The following is a 26,495-nucleotide window of genomic DNA, read 5'->3' on the forward strand; positions in this document are numbered from 1 at the left end:
CAAAGAAATAGAGTTTTCGACGTATCATTTTACCAATGATTGATGCTTCTTTTATACTTTCACTCCTAAAAAATTTATTTTTAAAAATGAATTTACAGAACCTTCATATTATGTTAATAAAGATAGGGAAGCATTCAATCTTAAAAGCTAAGTTAATTAAGACAATGGAGCTAGCAGTCGTTGCGAATTACAGCCGTTTTTTAAGCACATGTTTTAAGTATCTCTTGAAATTGACAACTGAAAAATGCAAATTTCTCTAACTTTTTTACAAATAGAGTCTGGCTTGAAAATCAAAAAAGCAGCAGTTTCGCCGGTTGAAATCGGTAAAACTGCTGCTTTTACTTTTTTATTCAAATCCCTCTGTTACAGCTTCTGGGTGTTCTTTTTTAACGATGTGCGCACAACGCCCGCACAAATGTGGTAATTGTTCATCGGTACCAACATCTTTTCGAATCTGACGGCAACGATCACAGGTTTTACCATCGGCTTTTTCTACTAAGATCGCTACATCATCAAATTTTATTGCAGCTTCTGGAATCTCTGCTCGTTTCGACATTACTTCATAATAATCAGGTGAAATAATCAATAATTGAGGAATGTCCGCATCTACAGCCGTTAATAATTCACGTACTTGCTGATTAGGGTAAACTGTTAACTTTGCTTCTAAAGATTTACCGATTAATTTATTGTTTCTCGCTTCTTCCAAAGCTTTTAATACTTTATCACGGAAATCCATGAAAGCTGTCCAAGTATCCATCAATTCTTCTTGGTTTGGATATTCTTGGTAACCCGGAAATTCGCTTAATTGAACATGTTCTTCGTCTTCTTTTAAGAAAGACCAAATTTCTTCTGCTGTATGTGGAATAATTGGTGTTAATAATTTAGTTAAAGCAACAGCAGCTTGATAGAACACTGTTTGCATGCAACGACGCTGATAATCGTTTTCTGCTTCAATATAAACGACGTCTTTTGCAAAATCAAGATAAAATGCTGATAAATCAACCGTTAAGAAATTCATGACTGTGCGATAGATGTGCATGAAATTATATTTATTGTACCCTTCTTTCCGAATTTCTTTGATTACTTGGTTTAAACGAATCGTCATGTATTTATCTACTGAACGCAATGCTTCAAATGAAATCATATCTTTTCTTGGATCAAAATCATCTGTGTTCGCAAGTAAGAAACGCATCGTATTTCTGATTTTGCGATATACTTCTGCTACTTGACTTAAGATATCCATGGAAACACGTACGTCTGCTTCATAATCAACACTTGCTACCCATAAACGTAAAATATCCGCCCCAAATTGTTTGATTACTTTATCGGGTAAAATCGTATTTCCTAAGGATTTACTCATCTTACGTCCTTCTCCGTCTAAAGTAAATCCTTGAGAAAGAACAGATTTATATGGAGCTACACCGTTGATGGCCACGCTTGTTGTAATGCTTGAGTTGAACCAACCACGATATTGATCCGATCCTTCAAGATACATATCGGCTGGAAAAGACAACTCTGGTCGCTGACGTAAGACGGCTTCATGAGAAGAGCCTGAATCAAACCAAACGTCCATAATGTCAGTTTCTTTTGTAAATTGGCCGTTTGGTGAACCCGGATGCGTAAATCCAGCTGGCAGAAGGTCTTTTGCTTCTTTTTCAAACCAAATAATTGATCCATGTTTAGCAAACAAATTAGCCACGTGTTCAATCGTTTCGGGTGTAATGATGGCTTCACCGTTTTCCGCATAAAAGATCGGTAATGGGACACCCCATGCACGCTGACGTGAAATCACCCAGTCTCCTCTGTCACGAATCATATTATAAAGACGCGTTTTTCCCCATGGAATAATCCAATCTACTTTTTCAACTTCTTCTAAAATAGTCTGACGAAAAGCATCAATTGACGCAAACCATTGAGGAGTGGCGCGATAAATCACCGGTTTTTTTGTACGCCAGTCATGCGGGTAACTATGCGTAAAGAAATCTAATTTTAACAGCGCCTCTTTTTCTTTTAATAATTCAGTAATCATTGGATTGGCTTTATCATAAAAGATGCCTTCAAAACCGGGAGCTTCTTCTGTATATATCCCTTTAGAATCAACTGGAGAAACGACCGGTAATTTGTATTTGTTACCAGCAATATAGTCATCCTCCCCATGCCCCGGAGCTGTATGAACTAAACCCGTTCCGGCATCTAAAGTCACATGATCGCCTAGAATGACTAAAGATTCGCGGTCATAAAATGGATGACGAGCCGTCATATACTCCATTTCTTGACCAACAATCTCTTTTAAAATTTGGACGTCCGTCCAACCAATTTCCGTTTGAACTTTTTCTAATAAATCTTTAGCAACTACGAATTTGCGTCCATCTGCTTGCACCACTACATAAGTATAGTGAGGGTTAACCGCTATTCCTTGATTTGCTGGCAATGTCCATGGTGTTGTCGTCCAAATCACAAATGCAGCATCCTCATCTAAGATGCCTTTTCCATCTTTCACATGAAAAGCAACAAAAATAGAAGGAGATTTCACATCTTTATATTCAATTTCTGCTTCGGCCAAGGAAGATTCACTAGACGGCGACCAATAAATTGGTTTTAATCCTTTGTAAATATACCCTTTTTCAGCCATTTTACCAAAGACACGAATTTGTGCTGCCTCATAAGAAGGATCTAAAGTAACATAAGGATGATCCCAATCACCAGCCACACCTAACCGCTTAAAATCTTCCCGCTGTTTGTCCACTTGGGAGAGTGCGTATTCACGACACTTTTCCAAATATTCTGACATAGACATTTCTTTACGCTTAAGACCTTTATTTGCTAACACTTGTTCAATCGGTAATCCATGTGTATCCCAACCGGGTACATAAGGAGCACGAAAACCTGACATTGATTTTGAGCGAATAATGATATCTTTACTAATTTTGTTTAATGAATGGCCTAAGTGAATGTTCCCGTTAGCATAAGGTGGTCCATCATGAAGGATGAAGGTCGGCTTTCCTTCATTTAATTTTTGCCTTTTTTGGTAGATTTTATTTTCTTCCCATTCTTTTTGCCAATTGGGTTCACGGTTAGGTAAATTTCCACGCATAGGGAACTTTGTTTTACCAAGCTGTAAAGTATCTTTCATTTTCATCAACTAATTCTACTCCTTTTTTCTTCATTTTTGAAAACACAAAAAAGCATGTTCATCTAAGGGACGAACATGCCGCGGTACCACCCAAAATTTAGTTACATAACGTAACTCTTAAAAACCCATAACGAGGTTAACCGTCGCTTCTTACTAAACGTTCAGAAGCAAATTTTAGTAGAGGATCTTTCATTTTGCAGTGTCTTACCGAACTTTCACTCTCATCGGCTCGCTGAAAAGTTTGTCAAAATGCTTTTCTGTTCTACTCTTCGTCTTCACTAGGTATAATTGAAATATCAATCGCTTGTGTATCAAAAGCTGTTATTGGTGTTTCTATAATTCCTGTGTCTGAGTTTACATCAGGTTGATTTTCGTTGTCAAGTTGTTTTGATAAAACTTCTTTGATTACTTCATGACTGTCCGACACATAGCTTGAGAATGGTTGTAAAATTTCATCCCATTCTGGACTTTTTACTTGTTCCAATTGTGATTCTAACATCAAGCTAATTCTTTGATGGAAGACACGCGTTTTTTTCTTTAAGTCTTCTGTTTCAATCGCTAATTGTTTTGCTTTTTCCGTTGCATCGGTTAAAATTTTTCTTGCTTTTTCTTCTGCATCGGTTGTTAATTGATGCGCACGTTTTTCAGCGTTTGCTACCAATTCGTCCGCTTTATTTTGGGCAGAAGTGACAATGACCTCGGATTCTTTGCTGGCACTCGTTTTCACTTTGTCGGCTGTATCTTGCGCCACAATAATGGATTGGTTCAAAGCATCTTTTAATTCATTGAAATATTCTAGTTTTTCTTCAGAATGCTTCACTGCTTTTTCAAGTTCACGGTTTCTTTGTGTGAGTTCTTCGTAATCACGAACGACTAAATCTAAGAAATCATCTACTTCATCTTGATTGTATCCCCGCATTTTCGTTGGGAATGTTTTATTTTGGATATCTAATGGAGTTAAAGCCATGTGTAAACCACCTTTTTGTTTTATTTACGTAATACACCAAATAATACCCTGTACTTTTCTTTTTTGGTCTTTCCTTCAAGTTCTTGAATCTGAATTCGACCAAAGCCTCTGATCGAAACAATATCTAATAACTCAAGCAAAAAATCAGGGTGCGTATTTTCTGTCCAATTTACCTTTACTTTTCCTACTTCGATCAATTGCTTAGAACGTTGTCTGGAAATATTATAAATCTCAGAAATCACACTGTCTAGTCTCAACGAAGTCACGGTTCCTCTTTCTTGTGCCCACTCATCTTTTGGCAAAATCAGTTCTGTATATTTGACTGCTTCCAACCGTACAGCAACTTTGCCTATTCTTGTCACTTGTGCTGCAACAAATTGCTCGACTTCTTTTGCAATAAACACTTGCCACCGTTCGCCATCAGAAATAATATCGCCAAAGTAAGAACGCTTGATACCCGTCCCGATTAATGTACCTAAAATTTTCCCATGGCCCAAACGTGCAAACTTCTTTGGATAATGGATCTCATACAACGAGGTTTCAAAGTCTTCATCTGTAGGTTCATAGTAGGCAGGAAAAATCAAGCATCGTTTTCGTTCTGCTTGTTCATAACCACCGTAAAATGAAAAACGTAATTCACTATCTTGGCGTATTAACGTTTCTAATATATAAGATTGCCTTGGATCAAGAAAATCTGTCAGATAAGGTACGTATTGACTTTGTACCTGCTCAATCCAATCTCCTACCGAATCGATGAAAGAACGTTCATCTGCACGAAAATGCTGATAAACATTTGCATCCATTTTTCCCCCTCCTCTTCTCTACTTTTAATCGTTTTAATAAATTGCCATAAGCAACCATACAACAACGTGTTGAAGACCTTGCACTGCTAAATTCAAAATTAGAATAGAAGCTAAAATAGTAAAATCAATTCCTCCAAAACGCAGTGGAAGACGTTCAAATAATTGAATATACGGTTCACAGATTTTTGCTAAAAAACGACCAAGTCCTGATTGATAGCCGCCCGGAAACCAAGATAAAAGTGCATAGACCATTAGCAAAAGACTGTAAAGGTACGCTGCTCGTCCAAGCAAGTTCAATAGCATAAAAATAATATAAATGGTTGTTCCTCCTCCTATAAGTCAAACATGTTCGTATCTGCAAAAGTTTGCGCTGTTGAACTGTCAATTTCCATTCCTGTAGGCGTACATAGGAATATCTCATCGCCTACTCGCTGAATGTCACCATCTAAAGCATAAACAGTTCCAGTTAAAAAATCAACAATTCTTCTCGCTTGCTTTTCTTCCACTAAATGGAAATTAACCAATGCTGCTTCTCCTGCAATAATTCGTTTAGCAATCGGCATTGCTTCAGAATAAGCACGTGGTTCCATAACCGTGATTTTCCCCGCTATTTTTGGTGTAAAAGAAGAGTGTGATGTTTCTTCTTTTCTATCCTTTTTAATCGGTGATTGACGTAGTTCAATGACTTTTTTCGTTTCATTAACCGGTACCTCTTGAGCAGTCGAACGCATTATCTGTTGTTTGCGTGGCTGTTCCTGATTCGTTCGGATCTGTGTGGTTTTCTTTTTAGTAGGCTGTTGAACAGCCGTCTTTGATGTTTCAGGATATTCTTCGTACTCTTCTTCATCAGCTAATCCGAAAAAATTAGCAATCGCTCCTCTATTTAAAAGTAGCATTACTGTTCCTCCTCATCTTTGAATAGTGCTGTTCCTACACGTATAAATGTGGCTCCTTCTTCAACGGCAAGTTGAAAATCTTGACTCATGCCCATGCTTAATTCCGTACACGGCGCATAAGTAAACTCTTTTGTTTGAACAAGATCACGTAACTCTTTTAACGTTCTAAATACTTTACGAATTTGTTTAACAGAAGCATCTTTAGGTGCCATTGTCATTAAACCAACAACCTTTATTTTAGATAAAGCAGCTAAAGATTCAACAAACGATAAAAGTTCTTCTGGTGAAATTCCGTGCTTCGATTCTTCGCCAGAAACATTGACTTCAATAAAACAAGCAAGAGGCTTTTCTACTCTTTTTTGTATTTCTTCTGCTAATTTTAAACTATCTAATGCGTGAAAACAATCAATTTCATTTACAATCAATTTTACCTTTCTACGTTGTAAATTACCAATTAAATGCCACTTTACATCGGGATATTTAAGTAAATCTTGCTTTTTTTGCAACAATTTGTCTACGCGATTTTCTGCACAATTTTTTATGCCACATTCAATCAATTTTTCTGTCGTAGCAGAATCAACTGATTTAGTCACAGCAACTAAAGTAACTTCTTTCGGATTACGATGAACAAGAGCACACGAGTCCTGAATGTCTTGCTGGATTTTTAGCAAGTTGTCAGCAATCATGTGCTCTTCCTCTCCTTTATTTTTTGCGACGGAAAAATGGCGGTGTACTTAATTCATCGTCATCTTTTGCTTTTGTTTCTTCACGATTGAATGTATCAAATTCTCTTTTTTCAATGGCATCAAAGCTTGATTCGTCCACTCTAGGACGAATATTTTGTTCACGTCTAATGTCCCAATCACCAAAACTGCTTTCTTCATCCGCAGAAATTGGTCTTGCTTGATCCATATCCAACACTGTTTTTTGAGTAGCCGATTGCATGTTTGTTTGTCTAGCCTGACGACTAGACTTTCGTTCCTTTTTTGATTCGTCGATACCTGTTGCGATAACCGTCACACGGATTTCATCGCCCATTTCTTCGTTGATGGATGTACCTAAAATAATATTTACATCACCTGTCGCAGCATTGGCAACAATATCTGAAGCATCTTGTGCTTCAAACAAGGTCATATCTAGCCCACCAGTGATATTAAGCAATACTTGTTCAGCACCATCTATTGATGTTTCAAGAAGCGGAGAAGAAATAGCTTTCTTCGTTGCTTCGATCACGCGTTCTTCACCACTTGCTACACCAATTCCCATTAGAGCAGTTCCTTGATTTTCCATAACGGTCTTCACATCAGCAAAGTCAAGGTTTACATACCCCGGTGCTGTAATCAAATCAGAAATTCCTTGCACCCCTTGGCGCAATACATTATCCGCTTCACGGAATGCTTCTAACATTGGCGTCTTTTTATCCACTACTTCCAACAAGCGATTATTGGAAATAATCAATAATGTATCCACATTTTCTTTCAAACGTGCAATACCTTCCGCAGCGAATCTTCCACGTTTTGGTCCTTCAAACGTAAATGGACGAGTAACAACACCGACTGTCAAAGCACCCAATTCTTTCGCTATTCCTGCTACGATTGGAGCTGCTCCTGTCCCCGTACCGCCGCCCATTCCGGCAGTAATGAAAATCATATCGGCACCATCTAACGCTTCCCTTAAAGCTTGTTCGCTTTCTTCTGCTGCTTTTTGGCCAACTTCTGGTTGAGAACCTGCCCCCAAACCGCGTGTATACTTAGGCCCTAATTGAATAACCGTTTCTGCTTTTGAATTTTTCAACGCTTGGACATCTGTATTCGCTGTAATAAACTCTACGCCTTTTACATTTTCTTCAATCATACGGTTTACAGCATTTCCGCCGCCACCGCCGACACCGATGACTTTAATCACTGCACCATCATTGATATTATTATCAATTGAAAATTCCATTTTTTTATTCCTCCCAGGATGAATTAATCAAAAATATTTGTAAAGAAACCCTTGATTTTATTTGTTACATTTTCACCTGATTTTTTTTGTTCAGGTTCATCGTAGACTGTTTCTTCTGGAACTTCATAACTTCCATTATCGTAGGAAGTTACCTCTTTTTCTACTACTGCTTGATGTGCAATCAGTGTTTCGCCAGTCACAGCAATTTTCGCTAATTGATATACTTCACTCAAGTTTGCAGAATAATCAACGATACTGATGACGTTTGTAAATACTGGATTGCGAAGCCCCATTTGGTTAGGCACATATAATTTTACGTTCACACCAAAAATTTCTTGTGCTAAGTCTACTACACCCGGAAGACTGGCAGCTCCACCTGTAAGTACGACACCGCCAGGTAATTCCAATGCGTCAATTTGATCTAACGCATCCTTTGCTTTATTGAAAATCTGTTCCATGCGAGCAGAGATAACTTCTGATAAATAACGTTCGTCAACTTTTACTGGTTCTGATTGACCAATCACATCTACTGGAAATTCTTCATTTTCAGAAGTTCGTTCTGGATAAGCATCGCCATAATTGATTTTTAATGCTTCTGCATTATTAAAAGAAGTATTTAACACGATCGAGATATCTTTTGTGACAAACTCGCCGCCTTCTTGATCAAGGCTAGTAAATTTCAATTGTTTGTCATGCATGACTGCCGTTGTCGTTTGCCCGCCACCCATGTCTAGCACGATGGTTCCAAAATCTTTTTCTCCATCTGAAAGGATTGTTTCTGTTAATGCTAAAGATGTAATCACTAACTCATTGACAATCAACCCAGCATTTTCTACACATTTACGGATGTTATGAACGATAGTCTTTGGTCCAGTAAACAACAAACCATACATTTCTAATCTGACACCGATCATTCCGCGAGGATCTTTGATCCCTTCGAATCCATCAACGGTAAAGTCTTGTGGCAAGATTGATACGATTTGACGTTCAGGAGGAATCGAACGAACAAGGGCAGCTGAAGCTACATTTCTGACATCTTCATCGGTAATTTCTTTTGAATCACCATTTACTGCAATCATTCCTTGGCAATTTTCTACTTCAAGCATATTTGCCGGCAGCCCAACGCTTACACCCCTGATCTGTATGCCAGCTTTTTCTTCGGCTTGTCGTACTGCTCGTTGTATCGCTTGAACCGTTTTATCGATATCAACGATAATGCCGCGGTTAATCCCTTCTGATTTTGCATTTCCTACTCCAATAATATTCATTTGGCTGTCGATATATTCAGCCACGACAACTTTTACAGATGTCGTTCCAATATCAAGGCCTACGTACATTCCTGTTTTTGCCATGAATGGGATTCCCTCCTACTTACTATTCCATATACAAGCGAACAACTAACGTCCGTTTTTAAATATACTTAAATAGATATATTCACTGCCTTCAATTTTACCATAAATTACCGGTTTTTAGAAAGTAGATTCTCACTTTTTAAAGCTGTTTTATTAATTTCCAGTTAAAACAGAAGTGGATGAACTTGATTGATCTTCTTTTTGACTTGATTCGCTTGAATTATTTACTTGGTCTTCCTCATTTGACGTAGAAGAATCAGATAAGTTATCTGTTTGATTTCTTGAAACTTCTTGTTGTTCTGATTGATTGTTTGCAGCACTCGTTTGAATCGTTTGTTTGCTTTTTTCATTGCTATCAGTGTAAGGATAAGAAAAAATCCCTACTTCCATATCAATGACTCCTTTTTCAGTCATCTCTTTTGCAACTTGTGAGTAATAGTTCATCTGACTTGCTAAATTTTGAATATTGACAATCACACGATTTCCATCATTCATATTTAATTGAATTAAATTCTTATTATTATCTTTTGGCGTATATTTAATCTCTGAAATTGCCTTTTGCAGTTCTGAAGATAGTTTACTGTATTCTTTTATCAAAGAATTTATTTTATTATAATCCGTAAAGTTTTCCAAAATTGGCAAATTCTTTGTTGGATTGTCGGCCTTTTCGTCTAATACTTTTCCATTTTCAAGTACAGGAAAGTATTGATCATTTTTCATTACTAAAGCAATTTCTTTATACTCCTTGATATTTAACTGAAATGTATTAATGGACTTAAAATTAAGTTGGGCTGTTTCAATTCTAGGTTGTTTCTTTTTCAACGTTTCGATGTATTGATTCTTATGCCAATATTGTTTCCAAACATTTCCACCAATCAACAAATGTGTATCTTTGATTACTGTTTGACTGGGAATTGCCTCATTTCCCAAAATACTTATTTTCTGCAATCGACTGTAAGGAGAAACATAATAAATCAAAAAAATTAACGGTATGCTCAAAATCGTGATAATGAAAACAAGTCTGCGATATAAAACTTTATTTCTTTGATTTTTTAGATTAGGAAGTCGATTTAAAAAAGAACCATTGTATGGACTCCCTGTTTTGAACTGTTTAATTTTTTCAAATGGTTTAGTTACTTCTTTTTCAGGGGGGTTAGAGACTTTTATTTTATCATCCGTCTGTTCTATTTGGTCAATAGGATGAAGGAAGGCTTCTTTTTGATCAACATTTTCATTTTTGCCACCTTCTTTTCCATGCTCTGCTAAATATTTCTGGTTGGCTTTTTGCCAAGGTGTGAGAGATTTTTTATTTGCAGTTTGTTTTGAAAGATTATTCGGCTTTTTTTTCTTACCCACAAAGACAGCCCACCTTTACTTTTGAATTAATGTTCCTACCAATTGGTACATTCGGTCAGAGGCATCTATAATTCCCTGCTTTTTAGCCGCAATAGACATTTGTTTTTGCAATGCGTCGTCTGACATAATTTCTTCAATTGCAAGTTTTAACGTTTTACCATCTAATTCATCATCTTTAATCATTTTTGCAGCCTTTGCATTAACTAAACTCAATGCATTTTTTGTTTGATGATCATTCGTCACATAAGGACTTGGAATTAAGATAGATGGTAAACCTAAAGCCGTCAATTCTGCAATAGAAGTAGCTCCTGCTCTTGAGATCAACAAATCACATGAAGCCATGACCTCTGCCATATTACTGATATAAGGTTGGATACTTATATTAGCAGCAGATGTTACTTTTTCTTTAATTGCCTGATAGTACCGTTCACCTGACGCATAAAGAATTTGATATGCAGGATGTCCAACAGCCGTTAGAAGCTCAGTAACTGCTTGATTTATTTTCAGTGCTCCTTGACTTCCTCCAAAAATCAAAACTGTTTTTTTCTCCGGATCAAGCCCAAAATTTTCTAAAATTCGTGAGCGATTCATATTTGCTACTTCTTGTGCACGTGGATTTCCAATTAAAACTGATTTTTCTTTTGGAAAAAATGGGGCAGCATCTTTGAATGAAAGAGCCACACGATCAACGTAACGACTTAAAAATTTATTAGTGACTCCGGGCACACTGTTTTGTTCATGAATAATCGTAGGAATTGCCAATTTGGAAGCTGCATATACCACAGCACCAGAAACATAGCCGCCAGTTCCGATCACCACATCTGGTTGAAAATTTTTTAAGATTTTTTTGGCTTCATAAATACTTTTCAAAAAGAGGTGAATAGTCTTAATATTATATAAAGAAAGCTTTCGCTGAAATCCTTGGATTTCTAACGTACGAAATGGAATTCCCGTCTCAGGAATAATCTTATTTTCTAGCCCTCTTTTCGCCCCGACATACATAAAATCAGGATTCAGTTCTTTTTTTTTCACATAATTCACAAAGGCTAATGCCGGATAGATGTGTCCGCCAGTTCCGCCGCCTGTAACCAAAATTTTCATTTGTTCTCGCTCGTTTCTACTTTTTCTATTTTCGTTTATTTACAGCGTCCATAAAACGTTCGCCTCTAACTTCAAAATTAGGATATTGATCCCAGCTAGCGTTAGCAGGCGACAATAAGATTGAATCTCCTTTGTTACTTAAGTCCAATGCAATCGGTACAGCTGATTCGGCATTTTCAACTACCTTAATAACAGAAATACCTGCTTTCTTTCCTGCTTCTCGTAATTTTGTCTTTGTCTCGCCAAAAACAATTAAGGCTTTAATTCCTCTTAAAGAAGGAATGAGTTCATCAAATGAATTGCCACGATCAAGACCACCCGCAATCAAAACTAATTTTTCTAAAGAAAAACCACTTAAAGCCATTTTTGTTGCTAGAATGTTTGTGGCTTTTGAATCATTATAAAATTTTCGTCCTTGAACTTCACCGACGTACTGTGTTCGGTGAGGTACGCCATGAAAAAGCTGCAACGTTTTTTTGATCACTTCATTAGAAACACCATAAAGTTTTGCAACTGAAATAGCCACTAAAGCATTCTCAACATTATGTGAACCGGGTACACCTAATTCTGCAATGTCCATAATTTTTTCTTGATTATAAAAAATACCGTCGGCTAATGAATACGTACCTACAGTTAATTTCTGTTGATTTGCAAACGGTAAAACGGTTGCTTTGGTCTTTTTACTTAATTCTCTCAATTTTTCTTGATTCCAGTTTAAGATTAAGTAATCCACCTTAGTCATGTTTTGTTGTAAACGCCATTTGGCTTTAATATATTCTTTTCTTGTTTTATGGTAGTCCAGATGTGCTTCATAAATATTGGTTATGGCTGCGATGTGAGGATGAAAATCCGTAATTCCCATTAATTGAAAACTTGACAGTTCCATAACAATTGTATCGTCCATTTTCGCTTCTTGGGCTACCGTACTAGCTGGATAACCAATATTTCCAGCTAATCGTGCTGTTCCGGGTAATTGTCCGGCATTTAATAACAAACCCGTCATCGTTGTAGTCGTTGTTTTTCCATTTGTTCCAGTAATCCCAATAATTGGACATTCCGCTACCTCGTAAGCTAGTTCCACTTCCGTAATTACCGGAATATCCAGTTCTTGTGCTTTTAAGACAAAAGGATGACTGTAAGAAATTCCCGGATTCTTAACTATCAAAGAAAAGTCTTCATCTAGTAGTTCAATCGGATGACTGCCAGCAATCACTTTGATTCCTAATGACAACAATTCTTGTGCTTCTGAGTTTTCGTCAAAAGGTTTGCCGTCATTAACAGTGACAAGTGCGCCCAATTCATGTAATAATTTGGCCGCACTAAATCCACTCTTTGCTAATCCAAGAACAAGAACTTTTTTATTTACATATGTTGAAATTTTTTTCATTTTCTGTCATCTCCTACCAAATGAACCATAATGTTATTAAAGCCATCACACTACTTACGAACCAAAAAACAATGTCAATCTTCCATTCCGACCAGCCACACATTTCAAAATGGTGATGGATCGGAGACATTTTAAAGATACGTTTTCCTGTTAATTTAAAAGAAGTCACTTGCAACATAACACTGGCAGTTTCCATCACATAAATCAAACCAATCAATAATAAAGTCCATTCCTGATTTAACATGATAGAAATAGCCGCCAATAATCCACCTAGCGCAAGAGAGCCAACATCTCCCATAAAAATTTTAGCTGGTTTGCGATTGTAAACAAAAAATCCCAGCAAACCACCAAGTACACTCAAACAGACAATTAATACATCATACTGTTTTTGATGCCAAGCAATAATCCCATATGCTGCAAAAGAAATACTCCCCAAGCCTGCTACCAAGCCATCAATACCATCTGTTAAATTTACAGCATTTGAAAAACCAACCAACCAAAAAAGAACAAATCCGCCATAAATCAGGCCAAGAGGAAACTCAATTCCAAAAAAATTCAACGTACCTGGATATCCTTCCCAACGATAAACTACATAAAAAATAATCCCACCAACAATTTGTCCGATCAATTTCTGCTTAGAATTTAATCCCATATTGCGCTTTTTAAAAATTTTAATAAAGTCGTCTAAAAAACCAATCGCACCATATAAAGCTAGAACAAACAATAAGATGAAAAGAGTAGGCGTTAATTGATGTTGCCAAGCGCCAACCCAAATTCCCGTCACTATTGTGGCAACTAAAAACACCAATCCTCCCATTGTAGGTGTCCCTGCTTTCACATTATGCCATTGCGGACCTTCTTCACGAATCGCCTGCCCATGTTTTTTCATTTGAAAATACCCAATAAATAGTGGCATTGCTGCAATAGTCATTGCACAACTGCTAACAATAGGAAGTAATGCTTGTGTCCACTCCATGCTCTTTTCTCTCCTAATTCTTTCTTATTCTTCTAATGTAAAACTTAATTTACTCTCGGTAATTTTTTTATACGGTGCTAAACTTTGTTCTTTACAGTACCCATTCCCGTGGAAAATAACTTCAATGTCTAAAATTTTCCCTAATTTCATGATATCTGCTTTAGACCAGCCCGTGACATCAGGCATTAATTTTTCGCCACCCGTATATAAAATGAGTTTTTCACCAGCAATCAATTGATCACCATTTACTGTAGATTGCTTTTCAACTTTTTTGCCGTCTCCGATAACAACCGGTTGCAGCCCACTTTTTTGAGCATCTGCCGCAGCAACATTAACATTTAAATTGCGGTAATCAGCTACCGTAACTTTCTCTGTATTTGCTTGTATTTCATGCTCTTCTTCACTTTCTTTAAAATCCATTGCACGTTTCATCAACGGATTAGCTATTTTTGCCAAGGCCATCCGATCATACGTTTTTGGATGTTTCATTGTAAGGTATAAAACATAGTCTGGATTTTCTGATGGAACCATTTCTACAATTGAGTACAAATAAGCCGTATCACCTATTTGATAGCCCCCTTTATCAGAAGCAATCTGTGCAGTACCCGTCTTTGCCGAGACATTGTAACCAGGTACACTGTAAACGCCGTAAGCACTCCCATAGTTTTCACTTTCAACGACGTCCCTCATGTATTCACGTACTTTTTCAGTCGTTTCTTTTGAAAATGGATGCCCCAGTACTTCTGTTTGTGTCGTACGTACTTTGCCAGTCACAGGATCGACAATCTTACTTATATAACGAGGCTGGATCATCGTTCCATTGTTGGCAACAGAAGTAAAAGCTTTCATCATTTGAAAGTTTGTTACACCTATTGCTTGTCCATACGCACTCATGGCCCGGTCAACGATATTTTCCGTTGGCAAACCTCCAGTTACTTCATCATCTAAACCAGAGTGTGTACTTTGCCCAAATCCAAGTTTTTGAAGATAGTTATACCAAACTCCTCCCATTCGCTGTTCAAGCATAACCATTCCGACATTACTTGACCATGAAAGAGCTTGTCGCATCGTAAGTATGCCTTTTTTTCCATAATCATGGTCATTAATCGTCGCATCAGCAACTTTTATTTTTCCTGATTGATAGGTTTCATTTTCATTAAATTTTCCTTCTTCAATGGCTGCAGCTGTCGTAAATACTTTCATTGTAGACCCCGGTTCATAACTATCTTGAATCAAGAAATTACGCCACACTGCATCTTTACCAGTCAAACCTTCCATAGTTTCTGGGTTAAATGTAGGACGTTGTCCCATCGCTAAAATTTCACCCGTTTTTGCTTTCATTAAAACTGCCGTCAACTCTTCTGGTTCGTATTCTTTATTGACTTGATCCATTAAAGTCTCTAAATAACTTTGCAAGCGACTATCTAAAGTCGTATAAACATCCTGTCCATCTACTGCTTTAATTTCTTCTGCTACCGTACCCGGCAGAGGATTTTGGTAGTTGTCTTTTTGATAAACGATTTTACCATTTTTTCCACTTAATATATCATTATAAGCTGCTTCTAATCCCAATTTACCTACCAATCCTTTTTCATCTTTATCTGGAACAGCATAGCCAATAAAATGAGAAGAAAATACGCCATTAGGATACATACGATCTGGATGATTTTCAAAATACAGCCCTACGATACCAGCTTGTTTCATCTCTGCTTCAATCGTTTGTTTGGTTTCCTGACTAATATTTTTTCCATAACTGCCAAATTCTACTTGATACAACTTTTTCTTTGCACCGTTTTCTAAAATCTTCAATGCTTCACTTTTATCAATAGAAAGATTCTTATTTAAAATTTCTGCGATCTTATTAAAGTTTTTTTCTTCCGCGTATAATTTCTTATTACCAGAAGTATATGTTTTTGAAAGAATTGCTTTAATTGAATAAGACGTCGCATCTTCTGCCAAGGCAACTCCGTTACGATCATAAATAGTGCCGCGCTTTGCTTTTACTACTTCACTACCTTTGTAAAGCTGCTCTGTTTTTTCTGCTAAAGAGGTACCTGCAACGTGACCGCCAATTACGATATAAGAAAAACGAACGGCAAATAAAAAGAACAATCCAATACTCGTAGCAAATAAAATAATACCTACTTTTTTGCGATTGTTCATCGGATTTAGATTTTTCTTTTCCATAAACCGCCGGAATTTATTTTTAAGACTCATTTACTTCACTTTCCTTAAATTGTCATCATTGATTGATAACCCTTTTTCTTCTGCGATTTTTTTAATTCGATCAGTACGAGACAATTCATTTTTTTCTTGTACTAAACTTGTTTTTTCTTGATTTTTCTCAGTGATCTCTGCTTGAATCGTTGTAATTGCTTTTTCCACTCCACTGATATTCGTACGCAACATGACTGTTAGCACGCATAACGCAATAACCGAAAGAATAATACTCACTACAGCCAATTTTTCTAAATTAGAAATATGCTTTAAGTGCGAAGCCGATGACGAAGAAAGAATAGTTTTTTGATCTGAATCTGGCAATTGTTGTTGCGACTGATCAACCATTTCGGGTAAATCATAGGGATATTCTTGTATTTTTTTTAATTCTGCCATTACTCTACTCCTCTTTCACTCTTATTTTTTCAGCTATTCGCAACTTTGCACTGCGGGATCGATTATTTTCAGATAGTTCTTTTTCAGATGGGAGAATCGGTTTTTTATTAATCACTTTTAATTCCGGTTGAAATTCTTCTGGAATAACAGGAAGCCCCGGCGGTAAATCTTGAACCGTACTATATTCTTTAAACGTATTTTTTACAATACGATCTTCCAACGAATGAAAGGTAATCACACTAATTCTTCCATTCATTTTTAAAAGACGAATCGCTTGCTCTAATGAAGCTTCTTCTGCTCCTAATTCATCATTTACAGCAATGCGCACTGCTTGAAAAATGCGTTTAGCAGGATGTCCGCCCTTTCTTCTAGCAGGAGCAGGAATCGCATCTTTAATGACTGTCACCAATTCTCCCGTTGTTTTGATGGGATGAATTTTTCGAACTCGTTCGATCTCTCGAGCAATTTGCTTTGAAAATTTTTCTTCACCATAACGAAAGAAAATTTTTACTAATTCGTTGTAAGTATATTCATTGATTACCTGATAAGCCGATAAAGATGATGATTGATCCATACGCATATCTAAAGGCGCATCTTGATGATAACTAAATCCCCTTGCAGCTTCATCCAATTGTGGAGAAGAAACACCTAAATCATATAAAATACCATCTACTTGAACGACATATTTTTTTAACTTTTTTTCTAGCTCTCGAAAATTGGCTTTAATAAACGTAACCATACCTTTTTCAATGTACGGAGCTAACCGTATTTTTGCGTGATCGATTGCTTGTTGATCTTGATCAAAAGCATAAAGATGCCCATTCAAACTTAACTGGCTCAATAAATATTCGCTATGTCCGGCACCGCCGAGTGTACAGTCCACATAAACGCCATCCGGTTTGATGTTCAATCCATCTACCGTCTCTTTCAACATGACTGTATAGTGTTGAAATGTTTCAGTCATAGTCAGCCTCTTCCTATCCTTATAGTCCAAAATCAATCATATTTTCAGCAATTTCATCAAAGCTTTCCGCTGCTTGCTCAGAAAATTCTTGCCAACGTGCCTCATCCCAAATTTCGATGCGATTTGAGACACCGATCACCACACACTCTTTCGTCAAAGCAGCATAATTTCTTAATGTGCTGGGAAGGTTGATTCGTCCTTGTCTATCTAATTCACATTCAGTGGCTGCCGAGTAAAAAAAACGCACAAAAGTTCGAGCATCTTTTTTAGCTAAAGGCATGTCGTTTAGTTTCGTTTCCAGATTTGTCCATTCACTCTTAGGATAGCCAAAAAGACAACCATCTAATCCTCGAGTTACAACAAACCGCTCGCCTAATTCTTCACGAAGTTTAGAAGGTACGATCATGCGACCTTTTGCATCAATTGTATGTCGATACTCGCCCATGAACATTCAAATTACCTCCGTTCCTCCACTAACTAAAGTTAGTCTACCACAATCCCCCACTTTCTACCACCTTTTATGGAAAATCAGAGAATAACTTTTTCATTAATAAAAAATTTTTTAAGAATCAAGCTGTAAAAAGACTTTTTAAAGTTTTTTTACAGCTTGATTGGCTTTTTATCAAAGATAAGAGAGGAAATTTAAAACAATCAGTACAAGATAACAAGCACTAGTTAACAGAAAAGCTAACCGCCACGTCATTTTTAAATAACGAGAATAAACAATTTCATCATAGTAATAAGCTTGAAAAACGGCAATACAAATGGCCATCAATAAAATAGAAATCATAAAAAAAGGCAGAAAAGAAAGCTTCGTAGCACTTCGTGTCAAAGCATGCATTCCTCCCCATAAAAAGGGAACTGCAAGATCAGGTGCTTTGATTTTAAATCGACGGTCTAGTGAAAATAATTTAACTAAAAAATTGCAGCCAAATAGTACAATTGCTGGAAAAATATACCAAAATAAAACAAGCGGGGTAAAAGTGCCCATCTGACAAAAACTCCTTTTTATAGTTGCTTTAAGTATATCTTACATATTTTACACAACTATTTCATTTATTTTAAATTTATAAAATTTTCTGCTATTTATGTTTTGGGTACAGCTTCTTTCACTCATCCATTGTTTCTTACTTTTGAACAACTAACACAAACCCTTTTACTGTCTTCTAATCGGATATTCGTTATAATAAAAGAGATAAAAGTTTAGGAGGTTTAAGGATGATCAAGTATTTTTCTGTCAAAGATCGAAAACTCATTAACACTCAAAAAGAAACAGATGACACAATTTGGTATTGCGTAGAACAGCCAAATGAAAAAGAGATTCAAAAAATGACCCATCAATTTCAAATTCCGTCTGATTACATCACTTCTATCTTAGATGATGCAGAAAATTCAAGACAAGAAGAATTTAATCAGACAACTTTAACCAAACCTGCGTTATTATTATTACAATATCCTTTCCCGAAAACGAGTCCTAGCGGTTATTTTCAAGTAGATACGTATCCTTTTTCAATTATCGTCACACCTAAAAAAAAGCTTATCACAATTACGAATCATGAACCACTTTTTTTAAAAAAAGTATTCGGTCAAACTTTTGCCGAAAATGATTTGCCGATCAATTTAAATATCTTTATGCAGTTACTTTGGCAGATTACTTTTTCATACAATACTTATCTAAAAACCTTACAATCGCAATGTGATGTCTTAGAAAAACAATTGCGCGTTTCTACAGAAAATAGTCAGTTATATCAAATCATGGATATTCAAAAAAGCTTAGTTTTTTTCAAAGAAGCAACCACTGCCAACTTAGCGACTTTACAAACTTTAGTAAAGAATAAAACCATTCAAGAAAACCATGCACTAAAAAATCACCTTCATGACGTCATCATTGAAACGGAGCAATCCCGAACCACAGCTCGCATTCAATTAAAACTCGTAGAACAAATGAATCAAACTTTTTCAGCTATTATTTCCAACAACCTCAATAATATTATGAAAATTTTAACTTCTTTAACAATCATCTTAACCATTCCTACAATTATCGGGAGTCTCTATGGAATGAACATCAAACTGCCTATTGCAGAAAGAAATGATGCTTTTTTATGGCTGATGATACTAATGATTTTTATTAGTATTGCGACGGCTTATTATTTAAAAAAGGGGAAGTTTTTATAACCGTACCTCTTGTGAATAAAAGTAAAAGGAGGTAAACTGAAGATAACTAAAAAATTTTGAGGTAAAAATTATGCGTGATAATAAACAAACAAGTACTTTTTCAAAAATTACTAAATTCGTTGTTTGGATGATGTTGATTCTTACAGTTGGTTCAGTCGTTTTAACTGCTATCATGAGTGTCATGTAACAATGATATTAGCAAAATTGTGATAAGTTCTGCAAAAATATAATAAGCCGAATCTTCCAGAAAATAAGAAAAGCTATTTTCAGGTGATTCGGCTTTATTTATACAAAAAATAATTTTTGAAACACGTTTAATAAACGATTGCAAAAATAAGAAGCTGCTTCATAGAAATAAGAATAAATTATTTAAACTATCTACTCATGATTTCTTGCCAAGCGTAACAACTCTCTTGCATGTTCAATGGTTAACGGTGTAATTTCACTGCCTGCTAGCATTCGAGCAATTTCAGATTCTCTCTGGGTCGGCCTTAGTTCAGTTACAGAAGTTTGCGTTCGTCCATCAATGACTTCTTTGTGAATATAATATTGATAGTCTGCAACGGCGGCGACTTGTGGAAGATGTGTAATGCATAATACTTGAGAGCAGATGGAAATTTGCGAAATTTTATCTGCAATAGCTTGGGCCACTCGTCCACTTACACCCGTATCGACCTCATCAAAAATAATGCTAGTCACTCCTTGTTCTGAAGAAAAAATTGTTTTTAGCGCAAGTAAGACGCGTGACAGTTCACCGCCAGAAGCGACTTTTACTAAAGGTTTTAAAGGTTCACCGGGATTTGTGGTTATGTAAAATTCCACTTGGTCGAACCCATTTGCATCGAAATATTCAGATGGTTCACTAGAAAATCGTACTTCAAATTCGGTGTTTTCCATATATAGACTTTTTAATTCACTTAAGATTGATTTTTCTAATTCGGCCGCTATTTTTTGACGTTTTTCATGCAAGTTTGACGCTTGTTGTTGAAGTAACGCATTTTGCTCAGCCAATTCATTTTTCATTTTTTCAAGTTGCCCTTCTGAAAAGTCGGAAGAATCTAACTCTTTAGTGATTGCTTCATGATATTCAACGATGGCTTGAATAGATTCACCGTACTTACGTTTTAATTGACGAATTAATTCAAGCCGTTGATTGACTTCCTCTAATCGATTTTCATCTAACTCTAGCAAATCAATTTGACGGCTCATGTCACCGATTGCATCTTGCAATAAATAATAGGCACTTTGTATATTTTCAAAAATCGCTTCATACTCACTATCTAAATGAGCAATACTTTGTAATTCAGAAACAGCTAAACCAATATGATCTATACTGCTTGGTTCTCCGTTACTTAGCGCACTGTAACTGTTAGCTAAGCTGTCAACGATTTTTTGATAGTTGCTCAATTTCTCACGTTCTTCACTTAACCGCTCTTCTTCTCCAATTTGTAAAGCTGCAGCAGCAATTTCTTCTTGTTGAAAATGAAGCATGTCGATTCGTTGCACAAACGATTTTTCATTTTGCTGGACTTTTCGTACTTTTCTTTCTATTTCACGATAGCTTGCGTAAGTTTTTTGATAAACTTTTTTTGCTTTTTGAAAATCGGCATCCCCAAAACGGTCAAGCAACAAAAGATGCGATTCAGCTTGTAAAAGTTCTTGATGTTCATTTTGTCCTTGAATATCAACTAAATAGCTACCTATTTTTCTAAGATTTGCTAATGTTACGATATGCCCGTTCACACGACAAACATTTTTCCCAGTTAAAGACATGTCACGACGAACGATCAAATTGTCTTCATCCGATTCAATTCCTAATTCTTCCATCAATTCAAAAAAGCTTTCCTGACTTGGCCATTCAAACAAGCCTTCTAACACACATTTATCGGCTCCTTGACGAATGTAATCACTGGAGCCTCGTCCCCCCGCTAAGAGTCCAAGCGCATCAATAATAATTGATTTTCCTGCCCCAGTCTCTCCTGTGAGTGCCGTCATTCCTGCATGAAAAGACAAATGCAATTGAGGAATAATCGCAAAATTAGTAATACTTATTTCTTGTAGCACTGCAATCACTCCTTCACTCAAAGGTAATGTAGGAAATCCATCTTTAATGTCATTGCATCTTCTTGCGTACGCGTGATCATTAATACATTATCATCATCATTGATAATTGAAAACAATTCTTTTTTGTAGCGTTTGTCAATTAAATTAGCTGCTGCTGAAGCATTTCCCGGTAAAGTTTTTAAAATAACGAATTTTTCCATTTGATCGACAGAAACAAATGCATCTTTTAATAATTTTTCTAACTTTGCACTAACATCTTCACTGGTTTCTACAGGAAGGCTGTACCGATATCCTCCGGTTGTTGCAGGAACTTTGATCAGTTTAAGTTCTTTAATATCTCTTGAAATCGTTGCCTGCGTCACAGATATTCCTTTATTTTTTAATAGCTCAACAAATTCTTCTTGTTTTCTTATATCATTTTCGTTTAATAGCCGGGTAATCAAACGATGACGGTCTTTTTTTCTCATACGTGTTTCGCTCCTTTGCGTGTTCTTTATATGATAGCGTATTTCAAATGCTTAATAAAGAAGAACCCGCTGCCTTCTTTATCGGCTAATTTACTCGTTGGGATTAAATTGTTTATGGGCTTGCTTTACAATCGTTTCTGAATCAATACTAGCAGATATTGTTCCTTGATTCGCTACTTTTTTTAAATGTACTAAAAATTCAATATTGCCTTCCCCACCAGTAATAGGTGAGTAACTTAAATCTAAAACATCGTAGCCGTGTATTACTACAAAATTCAAAATTTCTTTAATGACTTGGACATGCGTGTGCTTATCACGAACAATTCCATTTTTTCCAACTGCCTCTTTTCCCGCTTCAAATTGTGGCTTAATTAAAGCAATTACTTCGCCGCCATCTGCTAAAATTTCATGCAGTGGAACAAACATCAACCGTAAAGAGATAAATGAAACATCAATGACAGCAATTTCCGGCTGTCCATACTGAAAATCTTCAGGTTTTGCATAACGGAAGTTCATTCTTTCCATTACGATCACTCGTTTGTCTTGCCTAATTTTCCAAGCTAATTGATTGTAGCCAACATCTAAAGCATAACTCATTTTTGCACCGTTTTGTAACGCTGCATCAGTAAAGCCACCGGTTGAGGCTCCAATATCTAGCAATACCTTGTCTGCTACTGATAAATTAAATACTTTTAACGCTTTCTCAAGTTTCAATCCCCCTCGAGAAACGTAAGGGAATTTTTTTCCTTTAATTTGTAATTTACTCGTTATAGGGATTTTTTCTCCGGGTTTATCAAAACGTTCATTTTTTTCATTATAGATCAGACCAGCCATGACTGAACGTTTCGCTTGTTCTCTTGTTTCAAACAAACCTTGTTTGACTGCTAAAACGTCTACACGTTCTTTTTCCATTTTTTTCCTCATTTCTCTATGCACCGAATTGTTGAATTACCTGACGAAGCAACTCTCCATCAAATGAGCAGACTGTTTTTTCTAATTGATCAATCACGGTATTTGCCGCAGCAATTTCATGTTTAAGTGCCATTTTTGTTTCTTTCAGTCCGATTAATTGTGGATAAGTCGCTTTACCCATTTTCGCATCTTTGCCAACTGTTTTGCCTAAGGTCTCTGTCGTACTCACAATATCAAATAAATCATCGCGAATTTGAAAAGCCAAACCTAAGTGATTGGCTATCTTTTGTAAATAGGTTAAAACTTCTTCCGGTTGATTAGCTAAAATTCCACCTGCTAATAGCGCATAATGCATTAATCGACCTGTTTTCCTTTCGTGTATAAATTTTAGTTCTTCCAAAGACAATTGCTGGGTTTCTCCTTTGACATCAGCTGCTTGACCTGCCACCATGCCTTGAGTTCCTGCATTAATTGCTAGTTGTTGAAGTAACAAAAGTTTAGGGGAATCGTCTAAACGAGTCATACTGAGTAGCTGAAATGCACTTGTTAATAATCCATCTCCTGCTAGAATTGCTAGCGCTTCTCCATACACTTTGTGGTTCGTAGGTTTCCCTCGGCGCAAATCATCATTATCCATCGCTGGAAGATCATCATGAATAAGCGAGTAAGTATGAACCATTTCAAGAGCTGCAGCAACTTGATAGGTCGTTCGATCAATTTTTTCATTAAAAGCTGTGACTGTACTTAGTATAAGTAGCGGACGTATCCTCTTTCCTCCAGCATGAATTGAATAAATCATGCTTTCTTTTAAACTCTCATCAGAGGTATATTCACTTAAAAAAGAAACAATCTCTTTTTCGACAGCCGGCAGATGAATCATTGAAAAATCAGTCATTTTCATTAGGCTTCCTCATTTCTTTCAAAAGCAATTTCTTCATTTGCTTCTGACATCATTTTCGTCAACGTCTCTTCTGCTTTCGTCAACGTCTCTTGGCAATGTTTACTTAATTCCATGCCATGTTTAAATGCATCTAATGCGGATTCTAAAGGAACATCTCCTTGTTCCAACTGACTAACAATTTTTTCCAATTCTTGTAAAGACTCTTCAAATGTTGGATTTTCCATATCAATCATTCTCCTCCTTCTTTTATTTCTTTTACTGTAGCGATTACTCGTCCATCTTGATAATGAATCTGAATGGCATCATCCGTTTTTACCTGCCTGATGCTTTTAACGACATGTCCTTCAAGAGTCGTGTAATTATAACCACGTCCCATGATTTTCAACGGACTGAGCAAATCTAATGTTTGAACTGCTTTTTGGAAGCGTTGCCGTTGTTCCTGCATATATTGTTCCGCTTTTTCTATTAGCCGTTTTTCTAAGTACGTCGTTTCTTGTTTTGCCGATCTTACACGATAAATAGGCGTAACTTGTTCAAGTTGATGCGTTAATTGTACAGTCTGTTTTTCTTTTAAATGATAAATTTGTTGAACCGATTGAAACAAGCGCTGCATTAATTGATCAAATTTAACCGTTTTTCCTTCATATAAACGTTCAGGTTGTCGAAAAACATAAGACTGTTTGGCTCGTTCAAAACGTTCTTGTTTTCGTTGAATTTGTCGACTAAATGCTCGTTCTAATCTAGCTTGTTGCTCTTTAATTTTTATTAATACGTCAGATAAAACAGGAACAGCTAACTCAGCAGCTGCAGTAGGAGTTGCGGCTCGAACGTCAGCGACTAAATCTGCAATCGTCGTATCTGTCTCATGTCCCACTGATGAAATCACAGGGGTTTTGGCTTCAAAGATTGCTCTAGCTACCCGCTCTTCATTGAATGGCCATAAATCTTCAATTGATCCTCCCCCTCGTCCAATGATCATTGTATCAAAATTACCGATCTTTTCTACTTGCTGAATATTTTGTACAATATTATCTGCCGCTTGGGTCCCTTGAACAACGGTAGGAAATAAAACCAGTTGAACAATAGGGTAACGTCTTTTGACGGTCGTGATAATATCACGGATAACGGCTCCACTTGGGCTAGTTAAAACAGCAATTCTTTTAGGAAAACGAGGGAGTGCTTTTTTTGGTGTTTGGAAAAGACCTTCATTCCTCAATTTTTCCTTACGCTCTTCTAGTTCTTGATACAATGCCCCCACACCGTCAGGTTCCATATGCTCAACATAAATTTGATAAGAACCAGAAGCTTCATATAAAGAAATTCGTCCAACAACGAACACCTTCATTCCTTCTTTTGGTTGAAAACGCAATTTTTGAAAGGCTCCTTTGAACATGATTGCCGATATCTTTGCATGATCATCTTTTAAACTAAAATATTGATGGGCATTTGCTCTTAAACGAAAATTAGAAATTTCTCCCGTTAAATAGACCCTTTCAAGATAAGGGTCGGCATCAAATTTTCTTTTTAAATACTTTGTTAAAGTCGTAACTGTCAAATATTCTTGAGTCATCTATTCACCTACTTTTGCGGCCATAACTGTTTGATACATCAACATCGTAATTGTCATCGGACCTACGCCTCTTGGTACAGGGGTAATATAGCTTGCTAAAGGTGCTACCTCATCAAATTTCACATCGCCAATTAATTTTCCATTTTCATCCCGATTCATTCCAACATCAATGACAACTGCTCCCTTTTTAATAAACTCTTTTGTGACAAAATGTCCCCGTCCAATGGCTACAACTAATATATCTGCATTTCTTGCTAGTTCTGGCAAATTTTTAGTTTTAGAATGGGCAATAGTAACGGTCGCATCATTCATCAACATCAGTTGAGCCATTGGTTTACCAACAATATTACTTCGGCCAATGACTAACGCCTGTTTGCCAGCTATCTTAATATTATAAGCTTCCAGTAATTTCATAATACCATAAGGCGTACAAGGAATCTTATCCGGGTTGCCTGTTAGCAACCGTCCTAAATTCATCGGATGAAATCCATCTACATCTTTTTGAGGATCAATAGCAAGCAAAATTTTTTCTTCATCAATGTGTTCTGGTAACGGAAGTTGAACAAGAATCCCATGAAACGTCGGGTCTTGATTATATGTTTGAATTGCAGCTAATAAGTCTTTTTCAGAAATTGAACTTGGATATCGTTTTATTTTCGAATATAATCCAATTGCTTTTGCTACGCGTTCTTTATTTCGTACATAAACTTGGCTTGCTGACTCTTCTCCTACTAAGAGCACGACTAATCCAGGATGGATAGCTTTTTCTTTTAATTCACTCACTTTTGCCGCAATCTCTGCCTGCATTTTTTCGGCTAATTCTTTTCCATTCAGTAATTCTGCCATACCATCACTCCCCGATTTTTTTGTGCTTCCATTCTACCACAGTTAAATAATTTTTTTGACCCGTTTTA

Annotated in this window: 26 protein-coding genes; 2 read left to right on the plus strand and 24 right to left on the minus strand. The window is 36.5% G+C overall.

All coding sequences use genetic code 11. From position 1 onward, the window contains the following. Positions 1 to 346 precede the first annotated feature (346 nt). The 17 genes from ileS to RV14_RS09005 all read right to left on the minus strand — a co-directional run bounded on the left by ileS (position 347) and on the right by RV14_RS09005 (position 18,483). Positions 347 to 3,139 carry an isoleucine--tRNA ligase gene (gene ileS, locus RV14_RS08925; protein ID WP_071855920.1) on the minus strand — a complete coding sequence of 931 codons (2,793 nt, stop codon included), beginning with the start codon at positions 3,137 to 3,139 and terminating at the stop codon, positions 347 to 349. A 256-nt stretch (positions 3,140 to 3,395) separates the two neighbouring features. Next, complete coding sequence (locus RV14_RS08930) at positions 3,396 to 4,100, minus strand: DivIVA domain-containing protein (protein WP_071855921.1); 705 nt, start codon at positions 4,098 to 4,100, stop codon at positions 3,396 to 3,398. A gap of 20 nt (positions 4,101 to 4,120) precedes the next feature. Then, entirely contained in the window at positions 4,121 to 4,903 is a 783-nt protein-coding gene (locus RV14_RS08935) for a YlmH family RNA-binding protein (RefSeq protein ID WP_071855922.1), read from the minus strand. A gap of 33 nt (positions 4,904 to 4,936) precedes the next feature. Further along, complete coding sequence (locus tag RV14_RS08940; protein ID WP_071855923.1) at positions 4,937 to 5,206, minus strand: YggT family protein; 270 nt, start codon at positions 5,204 to 5,206, stop codon at positions 4,937 to 4,939. 29 nt (positions 5,207 to 5,235) lie between these two features. After that, the gene (locus RV14_RS08945) at positions 5,236 to 5,799 is read right to left on the minus strand and encodes a cell division protein SepF (RefSeq protein WP_071855924.1); all 564 of its coding nucleotides are present in this window, start codon (positions 5,797 to 5,799) and stop codon (positions 5,236 to 5,238) included. Continuing rightward, positions 5,799 to 6,485: a YggS family pyridoxal phosphate-dependent enzyme gene (locus tag RV14_RS08950; protein WP_071855925.1), complete on the minus strand. Its 687-nt coding sequence runs from the start codon at positions 6,483 to 6,485 to the stop codon at positions 5,799 to 5,801. Before RV14_RS08950 ends, RV14_RS08945 begins: the two co-directional genes overlap by 1 nt. A gap of 16 nt (positions 6,486 to 6,501) precedes the next feature. Continuing rightward, positions 6,502 to 7,743: a cell division protein FtsZ gene (gene ftsZ / locus RV14_RS08955; RefSeq protein ID WP_071855926.1), complete on the minus strand. Its 1,242-nt coding sequence runs from the start codon at positions 7,741 to 7,743 to the stop codon at positions 6,502 to 6,504. A 23-nt stretch (positions 7,744 to 7,766) separates the two neighbouring features. Next, on the minus strand, positions 7,767 to 9,095 hold the full coding sequence (gene ftsA / locus RV14_RS08960) for a cell division protein FtsA (RefSeq protein WP_071855927.1): 1,329 nt from the start codon (positions 9,093 to 9,095) through the stop codon (positions 7,767 to 7,769). 153 nt (positions 9,096 to 9,248) lie between these two features. After that, positions 9,249 to 10,451, minus strand: a complete 1,203-nt coding sequence (locus tag RV14_RS08965; RefSeq protein ID WP_071855928.1) for a cell division protein FtsQ/DivIB — start codon at positions 10,449 to 10,451, stop codon at positions 9,249 to 9,251. Positions 10,452 to 10,466: 15 nt separating this feature from the next. After that, positions 10,467 to 11,552 (minus strand): undecaprenyldiphospho-muramoylpentapeptide beta-N-acetylglucosaminyltransferase, encoded by a 1,086-nt coding sequence (gene murG / locus RV14_RS08970; RefSeq protein ID WP_071855929.1) that lies wholly within the window; start codon positions 11,550 to 11,552, stop codon positions 10,467 to 10,469. A gap of 25 nt (positions 11,553 to 11,577) precedes the next feature. Beyond that, complete coding sequence (murD, locus tag RV14_RS08975) at positions 11,578 to 12,939, minus strand: UDP-N-acetylmuramoyl-L-alanine--D-glutamate ligase (protein WP_071855930.1); 1,362 nt, start codon at positions 12,937 to 12,939, stop codon at positions 11,578 to 11,580. 13 nt (positions 12,940 to 12,952) lie between these two features. After that, positions 12,953 to 13,915, minus strand: a complete 963-nt coding sequence (gene mraY / locus RV14_RS08980; protein WP_071855931.1) for a phospho-N-acetylmuramoyl-pentapeptide-transferase — start codon at positions 13,913 to 13,915, stop codon at positions 12,953 to 12,955. 24 nt (positions 13,916 to 13,939) lie between these two features. Continuing rightward, positions 13,940 to 16,132, minus strand: a complete 2,193-nt coding sequence (locus tag RV14_RS08985; RefSeq protein ID WP_071855932.1) for a penicillin-binding transpeptidase domain-containing protein — start codon at positions 16,130 to 16,132, stop codon at positions 13,940 to 13,942. Further along, the gene (gene ftsL / locus RV14_RS08990) at positions 16,133 to 16,528 is read right to left on the minus strand and encodes a cell division protein FtsL (protein ID WP_071855933.1); all 396 of its coding nucleotides are present in this window, start codon (positions 16,526 to 16,528) and stop codon (positions 16,133 to 16,135) included. It lies immediately after the preceding gene. A 4-nt stretch (positions 16,529 to 16,532) separates the two neighbouring features. Beyond that, entirely contained in the window at positions 16,533 to 17,492 is a 960-nt protein-coding gene (gene rsmH / locus RV14_RS08995; RefSeq protein ID WP_084650352.1) for a 16S rRNA (cytosine(1402)-N(4))-methyltransferase RsmH, read from the minus strand. Between the two features lie 19 nt (positions 17,493 to 17,511). Beyond that, on the minus strand, positions 17,512 to 17,943 hold the full coding sequence (gene mraZ / locus RV14_RS09000; RefSeq protein WP_071855935.1) for a division/cell wall cluster transcriptional repressor MraZ: 432 nt from the start codon (positions 17,941 to 17,943) through the stop codon (positions 17,512 to 17,514). 171 nt (positions 17,944 to 18,114) lie between these two features. Next, on the minus strand, positions 18,115 to 18,483 hold the full coding sequence (locus RV14_RS09005; RefSeq protein WP_071855936.1) for a DUF3397 domain-containing protein: 369 nt from the start codon (positions 18,481 to 18,483) through the stop codon (positions 18,115 to 18,117). 227 nt (positions 18,484 to 18,710) lie between these two features. On the opposite strand from RV14_RS09005, the gene RV14_RS09010 reads away from it, so the two are divergent. Continuing rightward, positions 18,711 to 19,667, plus strand: coding sequence for a magnesium transporter CorA family protein (locus tag RV14_RS09010; RefSeq protein ID WP_071855937.1), 957 nt, complete (start codon positions 18,711 to 18,713; stop codon positions 19,665 to 19,667). 70 nt (positions 19,668 to 19,737) lie between these two features. Next, the gene (locus RV14_RS09015; RefSeq protein WP_071855938.1) at positions 19,738 to 19,854 is read left to right on the plus strand and encodes a DUF4044 domain-containing protein; all 117 of its coding nucleotides are present in this window, start codon (positions 19,738 to 19,740) and stop codon (positions 19,852 to 19,854) included. A 191-nt stretch (positions 19,855 to 20,045) separates the two neighbouring features. On the opposite strand, the gene recN is transcribed toward RV14_RS09015, so the two are convergent. The 7 genes from recN to RV14_RS09050 all read right to left on the minus strand — a co-directional run bounded on the left by recN (position 20,046) and on the right by RV14_RS09050 (position 26,427). After that, entirely contained in the window at positions 20,046 to 21,731 is a 1,686-nt protein-coding gene (recN, locus tag RV14_RS09020) for a DNA repair protein RecN (protein ID WP_071855939.1), read from the minus strand. A gap of 17 nt (positions 21,732 to 21,748) precedes the next feature. Continuing rightward, positions 21,749 to 22,198, minus strand: coding sequence for an arginine repressor (locus RV14_RS09025; RefSeq protein ID WP_071855940.1), 450 nt, complete (start codon positions 22,196 to 22,198; stop codon positions 21,749 to 21,751). 90 nt (positions 22,199 to 22,288) lie between these two features. Continuing rightward, positions 22,289 to 23,110: a TlyA family RNA methyltransferase gene (locus RV14_RS09030; protein WP_071855941.1), complete on the minus strand. Its 822-nt coding sequence runs from the start codon at positions 23,108 to 23,110 to the stop codon at positions 22,289 to 22,291. A gap of 16 nt (positions 23,111 to 23,126) precedes the next feature. Then, positions 23,127 to 24,011 (minus strand): polyprenyl synthetase family protein, encoded by an 885-nt coding sequence (locus RV14_RS09035; protein ID WP_071855942.1) that lies wholly within the window; start codon positions 24,009 to 24,011, stop codon positions 23,127 to 23,129. Beyond that, positions 24,011 to 24,235 carry an exodeoxyribonuclease VII small subunit gene (locus RV14_RS09040; RefSeq protein ID WP_071855959.1) on the minus strand — a complete coding sequence of 75 codons (225 nt, stop codon included), beginning with the start codon at positions 24,233 to 24,235 and terminating at the stop codon, positions 24,011 to 24,013. The genes RV14_RS09035 and RV14_RS09040 overlap by 1 nt, the downstream gene beginning before the upstream one ends. A gap of 5 nt (positions 24,236 to 24,240) precedes the next feature. Then, positions 24,241 to 25,581: an exodeoxyribonuclease VII large subunit gene (gene xseA / locus RV14_RS09045; RefSeq protein WP_071855943.1), complete on the minus strand. Its 1,341-nt coding sequence runs from the start codon at positions 25,579 to 25,581 to the stop codon at positions 24,241 to 24,243. Further along, positions 25,582 to 26,427: a bifunctional methylenetetrahydrofolate dehydrogenase/methenyltetrahydrofolate cyclohydrolase gene (locus RV14_RS09050; RefSeq protein ID WP_071855944.1), complete on the minus strand. Its 846-nt coding sequence runs from the start codon at positions 26,425 to 26,427 to the stop codon at positions 25,582 to 25,584. Between the last annotated feature and the right edge of the window lie 68 nt (positions 26,428 to 26,495).

Source organism: Enterococcus ratti (assembly GCF_001886195.1).
Lineage (GTDB): Bacteria > Bacillota > Bacilli > Lactobacillales > Enterococcaceae > Enterococcus_B > Enterococcus_B ratti.

Coding starts and splice junctions, on each gene's coding strand:
- RV14_RS09025 (WP_071855940.1), bottom strand. CDS start 22,198: ATGAGAAAAAAAGACCGTCATCGTTTGATTACCCGGCTATTAAACGAA.
- RV14_RS09005 (WP_071855936.1), bottom strand. CDS start 18,483: ATGGGCACTTTTACCCCGCTTGTTTTATTTTGGTATATTTTTCCAGCA.
- mraZ (WP_071855935.1), bottom strand. CDS start 17,943: ATGTTCATGGGCGAGTATCGACATACAATTGATGCAAAAGGTCGCATG.
- ftsA (WP_071855927.1), bottom strand. CDS start 9,095: ATGGCAAAAACAGGAATGTACGTAGGCCTTGATATTGGAACGACATCT.
- RV14_RS09050 (WP_071855944.1), bottom strand. CDS start 26,427: ATGGCAGAATTACTGAATGGAAAAGAATTAGCCGAAAAAATGCAGGCA.
- RV14_RS08935 (WP_071855922.1), bottom strand. CDS start 4,903: ATGGATGCAAATGTTTATCAGCATTTTCGTGCAGATGAACGTTCTTTC.
- RV14_RS09015 (WP_071855938.1), top strand. CDS start 19,738: ATGCGTGATAATAAACAAACAAGTACTTTTTCAAAAATTACTAAATTC.
- RV14_RS08930 (WP_071855921.1), bottom strand. CDS start 4,100: ATGGCTTTAACTCCATTAGATATCCAAAATAAAACATTCCCAACGAAA.
- RV14_RS08950 (WP_071855925.1), bottom strand. CDS start 6,485: ATGATTGCTGACAACTTGCTAAAAATCCAGCAAGACATTCAGGACTCG.
- ftsL (WP_071855933.1), bottom strand. CDS start 16,528: ATGGCAGAATTAAAAAAAATACAAGAATATCCCTATGATTTACCCGAA.
- ftsZ (WP_071855926.1), bottom strand. CDS start 7,743: ATGGAATTTTCAATTGATAATAATATCAATGATGGTGCAGTGATTAAA.
- xseA (WP_071855943.1), bottom strand. CDS start 25,581: ATGACTCAAGAATATTTGACAGTTACGACTTTAACAAAGTATTTAAAA.
- murG (WP_071855929.1), bottom strand. CDS start 11,552: ATGAAAATTTTGGTTACAGGCGGCGGAACTGGCGGACACATCTATCCG.
- RV14_RS09035 (WP_071855942.1), bottom strand. CDS start 24,011: ATGAAAATGACTGATTTTTCAATGATTCATCTGCCGGCTGTCGAAAAA.
- mraY (WP_071855931.1), bottom strand. CDS start 13,915: ATGGAGTGGACACAAGCATTACTTCCTATTGTTAGCAGTTGTGCAATG.
- RV14_RS08985 (WP_071855932.1), bottom strand. CDS start 16,132: ATGAGTCTTAAAAATAAATTCCGGCGGTTTATGGAAAAGAAAAATCTA.
- RV14_RS09030 (WP_071855941.1), bottom strand. CDS start 23,110: ATGGAAAAAGAACGTGTAGACGTTTTAGCAGTCAAACAAGGTTTGTTT.
- RV14_RS08945 (WP_071855924.1), bottom strand. CDS start 5,799: ATGCTACTTTTAAATAGAGGAGCGATTGCTAATTTTTTCGGATTAGCT.
- rsmH (WP_084650352.1), bottom strand. CDS start 17,492: ATGACTGAAACATTTCAACACTATACAGTCATGTTGAAAGAGACGGTA.
- murD (WP_071855930.1), bottom strand. CDS start 12,939: ATGAAAAAAATTTCAACATATGTAAATAAAAAAGTTCTTGTTCTTGGA.
- RV14_RS09040 (WP_071855959.1), bottom strand. CDS start 24,235: ATGGAAAATCCAACATTTGAAGAGTCTTTACAAGAATTGGAAAAAATT.
- RV14_RS09010 (WP_071855937.1), top strand. CDS start 18,711: ATGATCAAGTATTTTTCTGTCAAAGATCGAAAACTCATTAACACTCAA.
- RV14_RS08940 (WP_071855923.1), bottom strand. CDS start 5,206: ATGCTATTGAACTTGCTTGGACGAGCAGCGTACCTTTACAGTCTTTTG.
- ileS (WP_071855920.1), bottom strand. CDS start 3,139: ATGAAAATGAAAGATACTTTACAGCTTGGTAAAACAAAGTTCCCTATG.